Source organism: Mesorhizobium sp. M0701 (assembly GCF_040320365.1).
In the GTDB taxonomy this organism is placed as follows: domain Bacteria; phylum Pseudomonadota; class Alphaproteobacteria; order Rhizobiales; family Rhizobiaceae; genus Mesorhizobium.
In genome coordinates, this window is the sequence record NZ_JAMYPO010000009.1 from 74,916 (window position 1) to 90,555 (window position 15,640).

12 protein-coding genes are annotated in these 15,640 nt (G+C 56.1%); 7 read left to right on the forward strand and 5 right to left on the reverse strand.

From position 1 onward, the window contains the following. The first annotated feature begins 132 nt into the window (after positions 1–132). Positions 133–300 (forward strand): hypothetical protein, encoded by a 168-nt coding sequence (locus NKI24_RS11585; protein ID WP_352451179.1) that lies wholly within the window; start codon positions 133–135, stop codon positions 298–300. Between the two features lie 38 nt (positions 301–338). On the opposite strand, the gene NKI24_RS11590 is transcribed toward NKI24_RS11585, so the two are convergent. The 3 genes from NKI24_RS11590 to NKI24_RS11600 all read right to left on the reverse strand — a co-directional run bounded on the left by NKI24_RS11590 (position 339) and on the right by NKI24_RS11600 (position 5,008). After that, positions 339–1,664 carry an HlyD family type I secretion periplasmic adaptor subunit gene (locus NKI24_RS11590; protein ID WP_352451180.1) on the reverse strand — a complete coding sequence of 442 codons (1,326 nt, stop codon included), beginning with the start codon at positions 1,662–1,664 and terminating at the stop codon, positions 339–341. After that, positions 1,661–3,268: an ATP-binding cassette domain-containing protein gene (locus NKI24_RS11595; protein WP_352451181.1), complete on the reverse strand. Its 1,608-nt coding sequence runs from the start codon at positions 3,266–3,268 to the stop codon at positions 1,661–1,663. Before NKI24_RS11595 ends, NKI24_RS11590 begins: the two co-directional genes overlap by 4 nt. A gap of 96 nt (positions 3,269–3,364) precedes the next feature. After that, on the reverse strand, positions 3,365–5,008 hold the full coding sequence (locus tag NKI24_RS11600; RefSeq protein WP_352745318.1) for a hypothetical protein: 1,644 nt from the start codon (positions 5,006–5,008) through the stop codon (positions 3,365–3,367). Positions 5,009–5,584: 576 nt separating this feature from the next. Between NKI24_RS11600 and NKI24_RS11605 the strand changes: the two genes are divergently transcribed. From NKI24_RS11605 to NKI24_RS11630, 6 genes are all read left to right on the forward strand, one after another. Further along, the gene (locus NKI24_RS11605) at positions 5,585–7,735 is read left to right on the forward strand and encodes an ATP-grasp domain-containing protein (RefSeq protein ID WP_352745321.1); all 2,151 of its coding nucleotides are present in this window, start codon (positions 5,585–5,587) and stop codon (positions 7,733–7,735) included. A 46-nt stretch (positions 7,736–7,781) separates the two neighbouring features. Next, complete coding sequence (locus NKI24_RS11610; RefSeq protein ID WP_352745324.1) at positions 7,782–8,246, forward strand: hypothetical protein; 465 nt, start codon at positions 7,782–7,784, stop codon at positions 8,244–8,246. 311 nt (positions 8,247–8,557) lie between these two features. Then, the gene (locus NKI24_RS11615) at positions 8,558–10,864 is read left to right on the forward strand and encodes a CapA family protein (RefSeq protein ID WP_352745327.1); all 2,307 of its coding nucleotides are present in this window, start codon (positions 8,558–8,560) and stop codon (positions 10,862–10,864) included. Positions 10,865–11,578: 714 nt separating this feature from the next. Beyond that, positions 11,579–12,004: a hypothetical protein gene (locus NKI24_RS11620; RefSeq protein WP_352451186.1), complete on the forward strand. Its 426-nt coding sequence runs from the start codon at positions 11,579–11,581 to the stop codon at positions 12,002–12,004. Positions 12,005–12,179: 175 nt separating this feature from the next. Continuing rightward, positions 12,180–12,680, forward strand: a complete 501-nt coding sequence (locus tag NKI24_RS11625; protein ID WP_352745330.1) for a TadE/TadG family type IV pilus assembly protein — start codon at positions 12,180–12,182, stop codon at positions 12,678–12,680. Positions 12,681–12,748: 68 nt separating this feature from the next. Continuing rightward, positions 12,749–13,384 carry a hypothetical protein gene (locus tag NKI24_RS11630; RefSeq protein ID WP_352745332.1) on the forward strand — a complete coding sequence of 212 codons (636 nt, stop codon included), beginning with the start codon at positions 12,749–12,751 and terminating at the stop codon, positions 13,382–13,384. A gap of 374 nt (positions 13,385–13,758) precedes the next feature. Here NKI24_RS11630 and NKI24_RS11635 read toward each other — a convergent pair whose 3' ends face one another. Continuing rightward, positions 13,759–15,147, reverse strand: coding sequence for a UDP-N-acetylmuramoyl-tripeptide--D-alanyl-D-alanine ligase (locus NKI24_RS11635; protein ID WP_352451188.1), 1,389 nt, complete (start codon positions 15,145–15,147; stop codon positions 13,759–13,761). Positions 15,148–15,413: 266 nt separating this feature from the next. Then, complete coding sequence (locus tag NKI24_RS11640; RefSeq protein WP_352745335.1) at positions 15,414–15,605, reverse strand: hypothetical protein; 192 nt, start codon at positions 15,603–15,605, stop codon at positions 15,414–15,416. Positions 15,606–15,640: the final 35 nt, after the last annotated feature.

Below are 15,640 nucleotides of genomic sequence, written 5' to 3' on the forward strand. Positions count from 1 at the left end.
TATTTCAGTTGGATGATATGTGGCTGTCGGGGGCGATGTCGTCGTGCATTCGAACGGCAGCGATCCAGACACTATGGTGTTCAATGGCCGTGCTGATCGACGAAAGCCGTCACCTGGCAGCGGGACACGCCGATGGCCTGGCAGAGCTTGGCGCTGTTTCCATTCCTCACCGTGCGCGAGAATGTCGAGTTCGGCCTGCGCATGCGCGGCGTCGACAGGGCCGAGCGGCGGCGACGCGTCGACTGGTGGCCGCGACTGGAAGAAGACATAATACTCGATACTCGCCCAAATTATACTTGAACGGGAGCGTAAAAGTCTTTGTCTATTGCTCGTTCTCTTTATTCACGAAGAGCACGTCCCATAGCGGCATAGACCGGCGCGCTGAGATACTCCCATGCTGACCTCGCTCCAGTTTCGATCATGACCTGTGTGCCCATTCCAGCTTGCAATGCTCCAGGCTTCAAAGACTCCGGCCTCAGAACAATTCGGACTGAATAAAAAGCCTGACCGGTCCGAGGGTCAATTAGCCGGTCAGCTGAAAGAGTGCGAACGTCACCGGTCATCGGTTGCTGGTAACGTCTGTTCACAGCGCTAAGCCACACCGTCGCGTGCAGCCCCACTTTCACCTGATCGACGTCGAGGGGGTCAACGTTTGCCACAACAACGAAGCTATCCTCCTGAGGGACGATGTCCATCAGCGGCTCTCCCGCCGTTACGACCCCTCCATTCGTGTGGACCTTAAGTCCCACTATGGTGCCTCCGATAGGAGCACGTATCTCGGTACGCGTCGCCACGTCATCAGCAGCGGCCATTCGCTGCTCGTATTCGTATATTTTGGCGCGGGTTTCTCCTAGTGTCTCGACGATATCGGCCGTCGTCGAGGCGCTAAGTTCGGCAATCTTGAATTTCGTCTCCTCCATCTTTTGCTGGGTCGCGCCGATCGACGCTACATACCCGCTTAGGGCACCTCCCACGTCCGCCTTTTCTCTTTCCAAATCTACAAGGCGCGTCCTGACTACCAACTTCCTTTCGTACAGGCTGCGCACATCACCTAATTGCTCCTCGATCAGCTCGAGCTTCCGGGTAGCCGCTACCACTTGCCCTTCAAAACCCTCTATCTCCTTCGCCATGCTTCCGGTTGCTTGCTGCAGCAGGGAGAGCTGCTCTCTGAAGAGGTTTTGACGTGTCCGAAAGACACTCTCCTGCCCGGAAACAGCATCCGCTGCCAATTTGCCGGACGCTTTCAATTCAGGCGGAATTTCGATCGAGTCCTTTCCATCTCTTTCCGCGACCAAGCGCGCTTCCGTAGCCTTCGCCTCGTACCACTGCGCCTTGATTTCATTTGCAGCAGCCGCCGAAGCGGTGTTTTGCAATCGTATCAACACCTGGCCTGGCGACACGCGATCTCCTTCTTGAGCCAATATCTCTGATATGATGCCGCCTTCGAGGTGCTGAACTGTCTTTACGTTTGACGCGACATTCACCACCCCGGTGGCCAAGACCGCACCCTGGATAGGTGCCGCGACAAGCCACATGCCGGTCAGGGTCGAGAAGGCAGCGACAATCGCGAAACCAGAGATCACTAAACGCCTACCAAACGGCGGCGGATCCTCGGCTTGCTGGGTGCCGGAGCGTTCGGTGTCACGGGCGAGCGAAGCTATCATTTAACGCTCCGCAATTCAGTTTTCCCGAAGCGAACGGGAGGAACCGAACCTTCGGTGAGCTCAGGCGATCGACTTCCTAGGATCAGCGACCTATCAACTAATCCGGCAAGACGGTTGGTCTGTCCGGATATGGTGACAATTACCGAGCTTCCCGCATCCTTCATAAGCCTAACCGCCGACTCGAGGGTCTTCTTCGAGGCAGCGTCCAAATTGGCGAATGGCTCGTCCAAGACAATAAGTCTCGGCGCGCGAAAGAGCGCGCGGGCAAGGGCTACTCGCTTCCGTTCACTCCCGGACAGGCCGACCGAGTCGTTAAGCAAAGTGTCATAACCCTGGCCCAGACGAATGATAACTTCGTGTATCCCAGCTATTTTTGCTGCGGAAACCACGTCGTCGATAGAACTTTGTTGAAACCGCGCGATATTTTCCGCGACGGTTCCCTCGAAAAGTTCAACGTGCTGAGGTAAATAGCCGATGCCTCCAACTCTAACATTATCCGGAAGCCTGGTTATGTCCATGTCTCCCAAGCGGATCTGGCCGGTGCGGGGCTTGAGCAAACCAATGAGAAGACGAGAAAGCGTCGTCTTGCCGGTGGCTGCACGTCCTATGACCAGCAGCAATTCCCCAGGAGCCAGAGAAAGCGACAGTTTCCTAAATACGTCTGCTCGCGATCCAGCATGCCTGAATGTAACTTGATCGAGAACTAACGAGCCTTGCGGCGTTCCAGGAAGCAGAGACGGCTCTACGTCCAACGGTTTGGCAAGCTCCGCCTTGATCTTGGAGTATCCCTCCCGCGCTTCCCTGAGGCTTCTGAGCTCCCGAACTGCCTTTTCCACCATTCTGTAAGCAAATCTGGCAATGAGCCGGGCTGCAAATACGCCTCCGAGGGACGCCGAATCGTTCAGGAACAGCCAGATGCCCGATGCCAATAGAACTATGTAAACGCAACGGTTCAGCGCCCGGATCGCTGCATCAAGGCTCGATCCTCTGGCATTAAGCCGCTCCCGCTGCAAAAAGCCATCTACTCTGTTCCTACCCCAGCGACCGGCGATCGCGTCGGCCATTGCGAAGGCGCCGACTACGTCTTTGTGCCTTTCCGCTGAGATCAATACCTCTTTCGCCTGCTTGGCAGCTTCACGTTCAGCTTGGCGGGGCTCTTGTGTGATCTTTTCTTTGAGCAGGCCCATGCCTGTCAGCAAAGCCATGCCTGCCAACGCGATCAGGCCGAGAACAGGATGGATCAAGTATACACATAACAGGAAAACGGGAGCCCAGACCACGTCCAGCCAAGCAGCTAGCCCTCGCTCAACAAAGCTGGAGACTTTCTCGATGCTGGTCAGAAGCGGCGGATTGGGGACGCCTGCCGTCAATCCGGCTTTCACGGACTGGCTGGTCAAGTGGTGCTCGATCCAAACGCTCCAGCGGGAAAGCATACGATGACGAATGGCTTCCAGCACGACGCCAGTTACCAGAGCGAGCAAGGCGGCCAAGGTCAGAATAACGAGGGTTTCCACGCTCCGGCTGGAAATGACCCGGTCGAATATTTGTATAAAATAAAGCGGCCCAGCAAATCGGAGCGCATTGATACAGACACCAAAACCCACAACCGCAGCAAGGCCAGGTATCGACCTTCGCCACATTTCGCTGAGGGGGGCGCTGTACCGCCGCCTACCTCGTGTTCTCAGCAAGGACACCGTCTTTCACGCCCGTCCAAGCGGGGCATGCTGGTCGGGGTCCTCGTTGAAAATTCCCGAGAAATTCATGATCATCCCATCCAAATCGTCATGAGGGCTCAAAGCAGGTCCCGCAAGAACATTTGGCTGAAGCCGATTTGCTGCCCAAAGGCGTTCATCGTGATCAACTGCCTCGAACATCGACCAAGCTCCGCTCACGAGGTTGTACATTTGGGTGGCGGACAGGGGAGGGCAGCCGAGGGCTTGGACCAGGCTGCCCAGAGATGACTTGAGGGCTCCACGGGTTTTTGCCAGCACTGCCGCTTCAATCAACTCAGCGGGCGCCTGGATCGACATAAATGCGGGGTTCGAGCTTTGCGATAGCAACTCGGGCAACGTGACCGAGACGCTCCCAAAGGGACTCGGCCATGTCGCCCTGCTGTCACTGGCAGGCCTTCCGGGGCCAGGTGTTTCTCCCAACTCTGCCAGAATCAGTTCGTGCGCGAGCTTCCCTAAAAAATCAATTCGCAGCTGGGAAGAGTAGGCTCGACCCTGGTCGAGTGCCGTCATTGGATTTGGGGAATCAGCAATACGCCGTAGATATGGATTATTGGCCTGTCCGTTAGCCAGTTTTTCAGAAGCGCGAGCCTTTAGAACGGGGCTGAGTGCCCCATCCTGGAGCTCCCATGGGGAATAGACATGCAGGCCAGTGGCTTCTTCAGCCTCCCTCACACCGAGCGGCGATCGGCCGATCCTGCCACTAATTGCAAGTACCTTGTGGCCAGCAGCGCGGAGGGTATCAACTCCATACTTTGCTCCCATCGCGTCGTAGGAAGCGAAAATCGCGCCAAGAGCCATGCTCCGAAAAGATTCAGCCAGAATTAGCTCGGAAGTTTCCTTCTGCTGCAGCCCATCGGCAATCTCAATAACAGCGACGTCACATCCATTTTCAGCGGCATGGTTCAGTAGGCGGAACGCGCCCTTCTCAATCAACTCTACCGGGGCTAAATACGTCGTTGCAAATCCGGCATCTGTGAAATCAAGAACGATGTCGGCTCCGGCATCCCGCACAATCCAAGTGTCGCCACCCGAGCCAGTTCCTGTAATTTTCAGTGCCGCGACCTTCAGTCCCGCCTTTTTGAACCCTCGGACCAATGACGTTGCCGTCAATGTCTTGCCGGCGTTCATTGACGTCCCAAGCGACAGAACAATCGGCAGGGAAGGGGGCAAATCGTCGGAGCTGACCTTGTAATCCCACACGTTTAGCCGGCGACCGAATTTGTCGCCAATCAGGCCGAGAGGGGTGATCTTGGTTGGCGCCAGCATGCGAGCATGCCTGGAAAGCTCACATGCCGCGATGCCGCCCCCCGCTACCAAGTCGCACGGCCCCAGATCAGGGCCTATGACAGCCTCGAACTGGTCAGGAGCGTACCTGTTTCCATAACAGAGGATTATCTCATCTCCGCGAAACATGATCGCCTTTCGCCCGCAGATGAGCTCCAGTCTGCTGTGATTGCCGAGTTCATCAACACGCGCCAAAACAAGATCGCCAGCGACGGGCTGTATAGGTCCGGTGACGAGTGTGCGCATGTGAGATGCGGCGACCCGGCGGGTGGCGAATGCTCGTTTAGCTCCCTTCAGGCGCCCGCGCTTAATTCTTGAAACGGACATGAACCCCCCAACTTACATTTGGATGGCATTTAGAAGTCTTTTCTGTTCGATGGTATAAGATTAAGCTCCTTTCTATACTCCTCTCCGTTTGCAATCGATTATCCAATAACCAATATGATTAGATAACTAGTATTAGATGCCTAAAATACATACCCAAGCTGACGACTTTTAACGGCTATTAACACTATAATGTCTGGATCTCTGCCATTCGAATGCATGACGACATCTCCCCGCGAGGCCACATACCATCCAACTGCATTGTCCGGATCAGGCCGACGGGAAATCCACTGGTCTTTCAAGAGAATAAGAACGCGACTTCCGGATGCTGCGGCCGTAGCGTTTAGGCCGACTGAACGCGGGGGATCAGATATAAAGCGTGCTTAAATGTGGTGGAATGCGCCACATCTTCGCCCGTTCACATCGGGTCTTGCCGAAGCCGCTCATGCCCATCGATGCGGTGCCCGTTTCGAGATGCATTTGAAGTGGCTGCAGCGGAAGCGTGGTCAGGAAGTCTGTATTGTGGGAGACGGTCGAAAAGCAGGCGGAGCGTGAACATCCGGGGTCAAAAGTGGGGTTATGGTCAGCCTATCTGAAGAGCTGGGACAAATTGAGATTGTCAGTTTTAAGGTGCTATCGGGACTTAATGTGCATAGCACGAACACGGTGGTCAAATTAACCCTGAATATCGGGCGGCTAGCGGTTTCTTGCATCTTCGATTTTACTGCGCTGGCTCGCTCAGCGCTGTCCGAAATGTTTCCCGGTTGTGCACAAAACGCTTTGGTCCCTCGCTACATTGCCGACGCAATCCTGTCCGCTGATCTTGAGCTTCGCCGCGCGATGAATTTCTATTCGTTTTCGCCGACGGCGTCGCTAATAGGCGATCCGTCCGAAAGCCATCTTGCAATCGTTTGGGAGTCGGATGACCCGCAGATGTCGCGCGCGGCTGCTTCGGCTGTCGTTGAAGCGATAGGTGAGGCGGCGCGAGGCGAGGACGGGGCAGCGAAATACGCTCAGACTCGGGAGCTAAACCTGGAAAGGGCGAAGAGACGACGTCTTTCAAATTCGACCGCTGTGCTTGTAGCTGCAGCTAAGAGAAATCACATCCCATTCGAATTCATTGCCCGTAACCACCTTCGCCTTGGCCAAGGCAAGCACCAGAAGCAGCTGTTCTCGACGATATCGGGTTCTACATCGTTTGCGTCGGCGAAGGTGGCCTTGGACAAAAGGCTGGGCAACAGACTTTTGGCGCAAGCGGGGATCCCAGTACCCCGTCAGATTACCGTTCGCACCAAACCTGAGGCCGTCGCTGCCGCCAAACAGCTGGGTAAGACCGTCGTGGTCAAACCGGTTCAGGGAAATCAGGGGCGGGGAGTCTCGGTTAAACTGCGGGGACGCCGTGCAGTTGAGGCTGCATTCGATATAGCGCACGACGTCACTCAGTCAGAGCGATTTGGCGTCTTGGTTGAGCAGTTCATAGCCGGCCCGGAATTTCGAGCGACAGTCGTTGACTATCATCTCGTTGCGGCGGTCATGTGTTGCCCCCCCCAAGTCGTTGGCGACGGTGAAAAAACGATAGTTGACCTGATTCATGATTTGAACCGAGAACCCGACAGAGACGGGAGACGTCTTTCTCCTGTAGAGATTGACGATGAGCTGCTACGGCACCTAGCCTTGCGTCGTCTTACGCTGGAGTCCGTCCCAATTTCCGGGCAGCCTTTGGTTCTCCGACCTACCGGCCACCTCGCCCGTGGAGGCGTCCCGGTCGATGTTACAAACTCCGTTCATCCAGATAACAGGCAACTGTGCGAGCGCATCGTGAGAGTCATCGGCCTTAACATTGCCGGGATAGATCTCATCATGCCCGATATTGCAAGATCATACAAAGAGGTCGGGTGTACTGTCATCGAGGTAAATGCACGGCCGGGGATCGAGTTTCATCTTTGGCCGCGAGCGGGGACCTCGAGAGATGTGAGTGAGATAATCTTGGCCAATATGTACAATGAGCCGGGCTCTTCGGAAATTGCCACCGTACTCGTCATCGGCGATCGACACACTGGTGCGGTGGCGACAGCAATCGATCATCGGTTCCAGGCGGAAGGGCGAAGAGTTGGTCTCTTGTCGAAAAGAGGCGCTTACATCAACACTGTACCCCAGGAATTTGGGCGGCGGACAACCCCGCAAATGCTGGCCAGAGACCCGTTCCTGGAAGCCCTGGTTTATGCGGCCTCTCCGGACAGACTTTGGGCGAGCGGTCTTTGTCTGGGTGCTTGCCGTGCGGTCTCGATGACTCGAACGGATGCAGACAATGGTACAGTTCTCGAAGATCTCGCTCAGCGAGTGTTGCAGTGCGGAAACCAGGGCTATTTCATTGTCAACAGCGAAGATGAATGGCCCCGCCGTGCGCTGTCGACCTTGCCGACCACACGACTAATATTGGTCAGTTCCGAGCCTGATACTGATACCGACCTACGTCGGCACCTACAGAGTGGTGGTTTGGTTCTAACTTTGAGATGGAGCACTGACGGATCGGGTGCCAAAATGGCGCTTTTGTCGAGATCTGGTGAGCTAGCCGCGGAACCCCTCGCATCTATGTCTCAGTCGCGGCCACAGCAAATAAGGTCTGCCATGCACGCAATGGCAATGTCGTATTTGGCAAAAAAGGATGGCTGGTTCGATGAAGTGGCCCCGTTTCCTTCAGTTCGGCCCGAGACGAACGACGTTCGATAGCAGTGATGAGTTTATCGATTCTGCTCAAGCTAAGGAGAGTAAGGTTATGAACACTGTTTCGCCGATTGCAACACCGAGTGTTTCGCTAAGTGATGCGGCGACACTCGTTGCTTTGACTTTGAAACGCACCACAAACAAAGCGGGACAGCCGCGAACCCGTGCAAGAATGTCGTACAAGACATTCAGGCGCCTGACTGGACGGCGTGTCGGTGGGGCGGCGTTCGTGAGAGGCTTCACGGAGGAATTGTTGAAGCTAGGCTGGCTGATGGTCCGTATGCCATCGGCTTACGGCTTCGTGCGCGCCGCCTCCCTCGACAAGTGGCGTCTCATAAAATCAAATACGGTCACGGAAGAACTTAAGGTGATTAAGGAGGGATCTGCGGCGAAGGCATTGGAGAGTGCTCGGCAAGAGCTCGCTGGATCGGGTGAGAATAACGGTTCAGCAGGCGGCCTCAGTAAGGCAGCTCGAATAAGCGGAGAGAAGAAAAAGCCGGTCGCAAGCATCGGATAGATGTGCCTCGTCAGGAGATTGATTTGTGTAGCCCCCTTCAGGGGCAGGCGAAGTGAGGCCAAAACGCTGCCGGAAGCTGGGCTGCAGACTCGGATCCAGCTTCCCACCATGGAGCGAAAATGCGGCCTCAGAGCATGTTGAAGGACAATCTCCACGCCCTGTAGAGAGTTGGCCTCAGGGCAACCGACGGCATGTCCTTTCGATCAATTTCAGCAACCGTCGGCGAAAGGTTCGCAGGATTGCGGAGCGCAAGACTTGTGAATTCTTGCGTCTCAGCGTTCGCAGAAGAAGCAGTAGCTTTGGGGAAAAAGATGGCGACTGGATCTGTTTACGTCTGGGAGCGTTGCGATTCAGATTTTACTGGCGGCCGGGTGCATTCAACCGAGGTCGAACTGCCTTATCTTTGCCAAAACACGGGGAGGCAAGGGCTGCGTGGGCGGTACGTGGACGTAATCAGTCATCCAGCCACGGATGTTCACTGGCCCACGGGTGAGATGGGCGAAGCACTGCCCGACAAGCACGGTAACTATGTTTTCAAGCCTTTCGGCGGCGGAATTCTTGGTGAACAGGAAGGTTGTGAGGCCGCGGCACGCTTCGGCCAGGTCAACGTCTACTACCACGTCTCCTTGATAGCTCATCGAGTGAACGAAGTACTGCGTTCACTCGGCGAGGGCCCGTTGCCGAAGGTCAGAGCGATCGTTAATGCGCACCAGCCGAAACAAGGGGGAGTTAACGGGGATCTGCTTAGGTTGGTGCCGGTCAAAGGGACCAAATACCGATATCCAGCAAAAATCGAAAATCTCGATGATTTTTCGATCCCCCTCTGTGGGGAATTGCTGTTCGGCCCGGGGCGTGCAGTCACAGCGGAAGGGTGGCTTCCACGAATTTCAGGCGGTGCTTATCTGTGCGACCCCTCGCACAATGCCAGTTTCATATATCAGGCATTCGGGTTTCACGTGGTGCGCCATACCGCTGACATCCAAGCTGACAGGCTGCATGCACCGCGCGCCAGTTTCAGTAGGCCTGGTCCCCTTGAGTACGCCTTGAGCGCATACTTTGCGGCCGCGATGCTGTCGACTCCCTACGTATGGTGTTGGCACCTCCGTCATGATGCCGAGTTCGTACCATCGGATACTCTTGCCAATGATTCGCGTATGGACGATGCCGAGATGCCACCGCCGGAGGCGCTGGTCGCGCAAGTCATAGCGGCGACAATGTGGGACCTACACAAGGCTTTTCCGGGAGACGAACTTACTTGCATTTCGTTAGTTGTAGCTGCCCTTTTGGCGCTGGGACGACTTTCTGATAGCCCGTATGCTCCTTCCGGAATTCGAACGCGTGCCCTCAGGTCACTTCCGGAGAACTTTGCCTCGTGTTTGCTTCATGCAGACCGAATGAGATTCAGCAGCCGTTACGAAACGCTGATCCGAAGCGTTTTTGAGAAGCGTGGGATCGGCTTTAGTTCTTCAGCGGTTGAGACATTGTTGGCACCCTCCGTTCAGCCACCCCTCTACCGCCTCGGTGAATCGGAAGAAGTCCGGCGCCATGTTGTAAAAATTCGCGAGAAGTTTTCAGAGGTCATAATTCCGGATGACATCGATCTCATCGACCCGGACCAACTTGAACAGTTCCTCTCTTCGTCCACCAGCGCTCCGTACCATTTGGCGGCGGTCGGAGATGTGATGACCGGGATGCGGATGCGTCATCGTATCCGCAGGTTTGGCCCAGACTATGCCTTCGCCTGGGTCAGGCCGATCTTTAGACGCTGCGCTTTGATAACGGGAAACCTTGAGGGGCCGTTCTCCACCATTTCTGAGAAAGCAGGTACCACTCGGAACTACTCATACAAAGTCGACCCCAAGTCAGCCTCTGTCTTACGTCGTGCAGGCTTCGCTGCCATGACTGTCGCGAATAACCACATTCAAGACTGCGGTCGGGGTGGCGTGGTTGAGACGCTAGCCACGTTAGAGCGACAGTATATCCAACCGTACGGTGGCGGTAGGAACCAGAGCACTGCTTACCACCCCGCGATTTTTGATGGCGCAGATATCCGCATCGGACTTCTCGGATATTACTGGAACCGTCGAACAGCGGCTCGTGGCGAACTTCCAGGCTCAGCACAAGATGTGCCCGAATTCGTCGAGCGTGATCTGGCCCAACTTCGTCCACTGGTTGATCGGATCGCCGTGATGGTACATTGGGGTTTGCCATACCAGCGCCAACCTACCGAGCAAGACCGCATGAAAGCACGGCTATTTATCGACCTGGGTGCGGACGCAGTCATCGGCCATCATCCCCACATCCTTCAGCCGATCGAGATTTATAATGGTCGGCCGATATTATACAGTGTCGGCAATTTTGCATTTGGGTCCGGAAACAGCAAAGGGGAGTCCATTCTGCCTTGCTTCCACTTTGGTGCGAAGCAGATCTGTTTAGATATTTATCCAGTTTACGTTCAAAACAGAGATCCGCGCCTCGACTACCAACCAAAGATAATGGGAGGAGCAGCCGGTCGCGCGACAATCGATCGGTTGCTGGCGTTGTCGCCTGGACTCGCCGATGTTGTCGTAGCCGTTCAAGACAGATGCCTTAGATTGGCCATCCCTGCACTGGCGTGAGGCTCCGAAGCTCATGCGTATGCCGTACGCGGATTTGCACTGGGTTCCTCGATCGCAATGGCGGCGCGAGCGATACGTGCCGACAAAACAAGGAGCCGATACCCTGTCACGCAGGAGGTGCCGCGGAGGCGTCGCTTGCGAACATTGCGAGGACCAGACGTGGAGAAACGAACTCTTTACTGCTCAGCCGGTTTTGATTTGTTTAGCTGCCGCTAATGGGATATGTCATCCCTGCGGGATCGTCCATGGGAGCGACAGGTGCGATTTCTAATCCGTCTGTTAGGGGCAGTCGTCTTAAGCTGTAGTCTGACGTATTCAGGCCAAGTACTTGCCTGGAAGGTCGGCAAAGGTACGACCTCAGCAACTATTAACGGCATAAAGTTGACAGTATACACCTATCATCCGAAGAACTGTTCCAATCCATCGATCCTGTTCGTGTTCCATGGACTAAGCCGAACGGCCGAATCCTACCGAGACTACGCGCAGCCTCTTGCGGATCGAAATTGCCTGATCGTTATGGCGCCGCTTTTCGACCTGGAAAGGTTCCCAGGCTGGAGCTATCAGCGGGGAGGCATTGTCAACTCGGGCACAATTCAACCTCGGGACAGGTGGACTGTCTGGTACGTGAAGGGCTTGGTAAACTGGGCGAGGGCCCGAGAGGGGCTGCCGACTGCCCAGTATTACCTTTTTGGGCACTCGGCGGGAGGTCAATTCATGTCGCGTGTTGCAGCATTTGCCTTGTCGGATGCCAAGAGAGTGGTCGTAGCCAATCCGTCGACCTACGTATTGCCCTCCCTAGCAGAGGCGGCAGCCTACGGGCTGGGATGTCTCTCCTCGGGTTGCGTCTATACGCCGGATCAAGCCTCTCAGGAGTTGAAGGCCTATCTGGCTTTGCCTCTAACGATCTATCTTGGAGAAGACGACACTGGCGATGTCGATCTAAACGAAAGCGCAGCTGCTATGCGCCAAGGAGAGACGCGTTTGGATCGGGGGCAGTTCACTTTTGAGCTGGCGCAAGCTGTCGCGACCGCTAACGGGTGGCCTTTCAATTGGCGTCTCGTGATTTTGCCGGGTGTCGGACATTCGGCACGCGACTTGTTGCAGTCTGACCAGGCTCAGCAAGTCTTCGGCCTTAAGTAAAGAATTAGCACATCGCTGACTTCAAGGTCTGCCGCGTTTCACTCAGCTCAATGAGCAGCGAGACAGCTTGCATCGCCTTTTTGCCGAGCGTGAATTGCCGCTGCGTTTTGTTGTTCTAATTTAGTAAATTCTAAACCATCTTCGGTCTAAGTTGCTCTTAAGAGAGGGCTTCTGGATGCGGAGACTGAAAGATCTGCCGCCCGAAAAACGGGGGAACTTTGCCGTCGCGATGGCCTTAATGGTGGTGCCACTGGGCTTGGCCCTCGGCCTTAGCATTGACTTTACCAACGCCGCTTCCTGGAGATCCAAGCTGCAAGAGATAGCCGATTCGGCGGCTCTTGTTGCCGTCGAGAGCGATGGAGGAAACGAAGCAGCCGTCCAGGCCGCGAAGAATTGGGCGCTGGCCAATGGCTCCTTCGTGACCGGCGCTGTCGTTGGGGTGAGCATCACCACTCCTTCTGCTGGGACGCGAGAGGCGGCGGTTGAAATCTCAGCTGGAATGCCAACCGCTTTCATGAGTCTTGCTGGAATTCGGAGCATTAACCTTCACGCGGCGGCAACGGCCCGAAAAGCCGCGCCGGATTATTGCTTCTATGTCCTCGATCCTGCCTCAAATGGAGCGCTGACGGTAATGGGTTCCGGGGGCTTTCGGTGCCAAACTGCGGTATCCAAGTGAATTCCTCCAGTCCAAGGGCACTGAGGCACGTTGGAACCGGAAAGATTGTCGCCAGAAAAATCTCTATAGTGGGCAATTACCAAGGCGGCGGTTACACCATCATCCCGAAAACCAACCAACCCGAACTTGCAGACCCCCTTGTCGATCTACCGCAGCCCGTTCCACCGAACGGCTGCGACTACAGTGATCAGATGCTGACCGATGTTACCATTCCGGCCGGCCGGGTGTTCTGTGGAAACATCGATCTCGATGGAAATGTCGTTCTTTCTCCCGGAGTTCACTATTTTCAGAACGCAACAGTGAGCATCGGCAGCCATGTGAATCTCTCGGGCGACGAAGTCACGATATTCGTTGACTCCGAGTCAAGCATTATTCAGTCAGCAGGCAAAGGTGGCGTAAGGATTTCGGCTCCCACGAGCGGCATTTACGCTGGCATCGCTATCTTCGGGTCACGCACAGTTACGCCCTCTGTGCCGACGGTCTCATTGTCCGGAAACAAAAACTACTTAATTGAAGGGGCTATCTACCTGCCCCATCATCGTTTTCGGATGAGAGGGACAACAGACCTGAAGTCGACTGCCAACTCAGGTTGGATTGTTGCGTGGCAATTTTTCTATAGTGGCAACTCGAGTGTGGCCCTGGACTGGTATGGTGCGACTCCGCCGAAAGGCCTTGGAGACTTAGGAATAGTGCTCCTTCGCTGAAGCAATACTGATGTCAGTGCTCGGCACAGGGCTATATCTTTGTTGTTGCTGCATTGGGCTCGGACCAACCAACCATTCCCGGCGACTGCCGTTATATGCATGGCCGAAATGACCGAGCGGGCATGACTGTGCGCAGCACTTCGGTTGGCGGCGTCCAGCCGGCGCTACCCTGGTCACCCGGGGGCAGCACAGATCGAATTAGGCGGCAAACAATTTTCCGCCAAGTGCCTGAGACTGTTTGGTAGTGGAACCAGTCATGGGCGGAGCTGATCTCCGGTCAATTTTTCTGCTTTGGTCCAAAAAAAGCGAAATTCGACGAATCTCAACGTTTCGGGCACTCTCGATCTCAAACACCGATGCTATATCGCGGCGGACTAGCGTCCAAATTGCCGGCGCAAGCGAGTTACAACTTCATGCAGACCCATGGCATTCGAAGCTTTCACAAGAAGGCGGTCCTTCGCGCGCAGGATAGTGGCGAGCTCGGGCAACACATCGTCTGCTGTCGCGAAGTGTGGGCCGAGGAGGTACTCCGGCAGGGCACGACGGAGATATGTCATCTGCGTCCCAACCGTCATCACCATATCCAGATCGGCCGCGAGAACGGGTTCCGCCAGACCGGCGTGAAATTCGGCCGATCGTGGCCCGAGTTCCCGCATGTCGCCAAGAAGGGCAAGCTTTCGGCCCCCACTTGCGCGCTTCCCCTCAGCGAGTGCCGCCAGCACGGCGGCCACCGATGTCGGATTCGCGTTGTAGGCCTCATCGACGACATGGACCTCGCCGGACGCGAGGACGATGCGTATGACTTCGCCACGTCCGTGGATGGCCTGCACCTCCCCGAGCGCGTTGGTCGCAGCTCCCAGATCAAGGCCGAGCGAATCGACAGCCGCCAGCGCGCTGAGGCTGTTGACTGCCATGTGCCGCCCTGGATTACCTAGCTTGTAGGCGAAATCCCGGCCCTTCAGGACCGCACGCACCAGTTGATCTTCGTGCGAATAGTCCACGAGCCGGTAGTCGGCCTTAGCATGTTCACCGAAGGACACGACCTTCGCCCCGAACGACAGCGCGCGGGCTCGGAGATATTCGAAATGCTCGGAATCCCGGGGGACGATCGATGTGCCGCCCTCAGCGACATCGTACAGGCGGGCTTTCAACTTGGCGATGGCCTCACGCGAGCCGTACTCTTCGAGATGGGCGTCGCCGATCGTCGTGATAAGAGCGACATGCGGCTTGAGCGCAGATACCTCAAGGAGCCGCCGAAAAAAGCCAATCGACACCTCGATAGCGTGGATGCCATCAGGAAGGTTGGCGATCAGGCCGAGCACGCCGGAGACGGTATTGAAGTTTTCGCCCGGAAAAGGTGGATAACCAGCTGCGGTGAGAATGACGTTGATCATCGCCGTGGTGCTCGTCTTGCCGACGCTGCCGCCAACCGCGATCAGGCGTCCGCCGTAAGCAGACCGCGCTCGCTCGGCGAGATACTTCATGGCGACGCGGACCGAAGCCACCCGGAGCAACGGCAAGTCTTCGAAGTTGGGCCGGTACTCTCGGTCCGCGAGGAGCGCGAGCCCCTGTCGCCTGAAGCGCCTGATCTTCCTGGGGTGTACGCCGTAACGGTAGGTGCCAACGCGCGGGATGACGAGCGCGCCGGGGCCGATCAGTGCGTCGTAGAAGGCTATGCAGTCGGTCGTCCAGCCTTCCGGCAGGTCGCCTTCCCATATGCCTCCAGTGATCTCCGCAAGCTCAGCCTTCGTCCAAGGGTGCATTTCTCCCCCTGTTTCCGCCGATCGATCCGCGCCTCGGCCGCCTGGATGCGTGGCCGTCCGACACCCCCGTCCTGTGGTTCGATCACTTTCAGCCAATTCCGCCCAATGTGCAATGGTTCCGGGTACCACCGGAGACCTTTGCCGGGTTCAAAGCGGCCTTCGCCAAGCCCGCTACTTTAACGACCACATCCGCAATCACTTTTGAGATCGTCTGGTTGGGACCGATCACGATCTTGGATGAGCGAAACCATCTGTTCGAACGCTGGTCACCTATTCATCGAGTTCAACGGCTCATGGTCGGGGAGACAGTGATGCAGCACCTCGCCAAGGTTTCGCTTGTCGAACGTCTGGCCACAAACGGGGCAGAACTCGAAATATCCTGCTTCGTCGTTGGCCGGCGGCCCGTGGCCCTTGCCCTTGATGCCGGTTGCGGGGTTGTTGGTTCGATCTCGTCTCACGTTGGTCGCCACCGCACGTAACTTTCATGGGGACA

Bases quoted from the DNA above. Each gene is read 5' to 3' on its own strand.
- NKI24_RS11585 (WP_352451179.1), top strand. From the start codon at position 133: ATGGCCTGGCAGAGCTTGGCGCTGTTTCCATTCCTCACCGTGCGCGAG.
- NKI24_RS11590 (WP_352451180.1), bottom strand. From the start codon at position 1,664: ATGATAGCTTCGCTCGCCCGTGACACCGAACGCTCCGGCACCCAGCAA.
- NKI24_RS11600 (WP_352745318.1), bottom strand. From the start codon at position 5,008: ATGTCCGTTTCAAGAATTAAGCGCGGGCGCCTGAAGGGAGCTAAACGA.
- NKI24_RS11605 (WP_352745321.1), top strand. From the start codon at position 5,585: ATGGTCAGCCTATCTGAAGAGCTGGGACAAATTGAGATTGTCAGTTTT.
- NKI24_RS11610 (WP_352745324.1), top strand. From the start codon at position 7,782: ATGAACACTGTTTCGCCGATTGCAACACCGAGTGTTTCGCTAAGTGAT.
- NKI24_RS11615 (WP_352745327.1), top strand. From the start codon at position 8,558: ATGGCGACTGGATCTGTTTACGTCTGGGAGCGTTGCGATTCAGATTTT.
- NKI24_RS11620 (WP_352451186.1), top strand. From the start codon at position 11,579: ATGTCGCGTGTTGCAGCATTTGCCTTGTCGGATGCCAAGAGAGTGGTC.
- NKI24_RS11625 (WP_352745330.1), top strand. From the start codon at position 12,180: ATGCGGAGACTGAAAGATCTGCCGCCCGAAAAACGGGGGAACTTTGCC.
- NKI24_RS11635 (WP_352451188.1), bottom strand. From the start codon at position 15,147: ATGCACCCTTGGACGAAGGCTGAGCTTGCGGAGATCACTGGAGGCATA.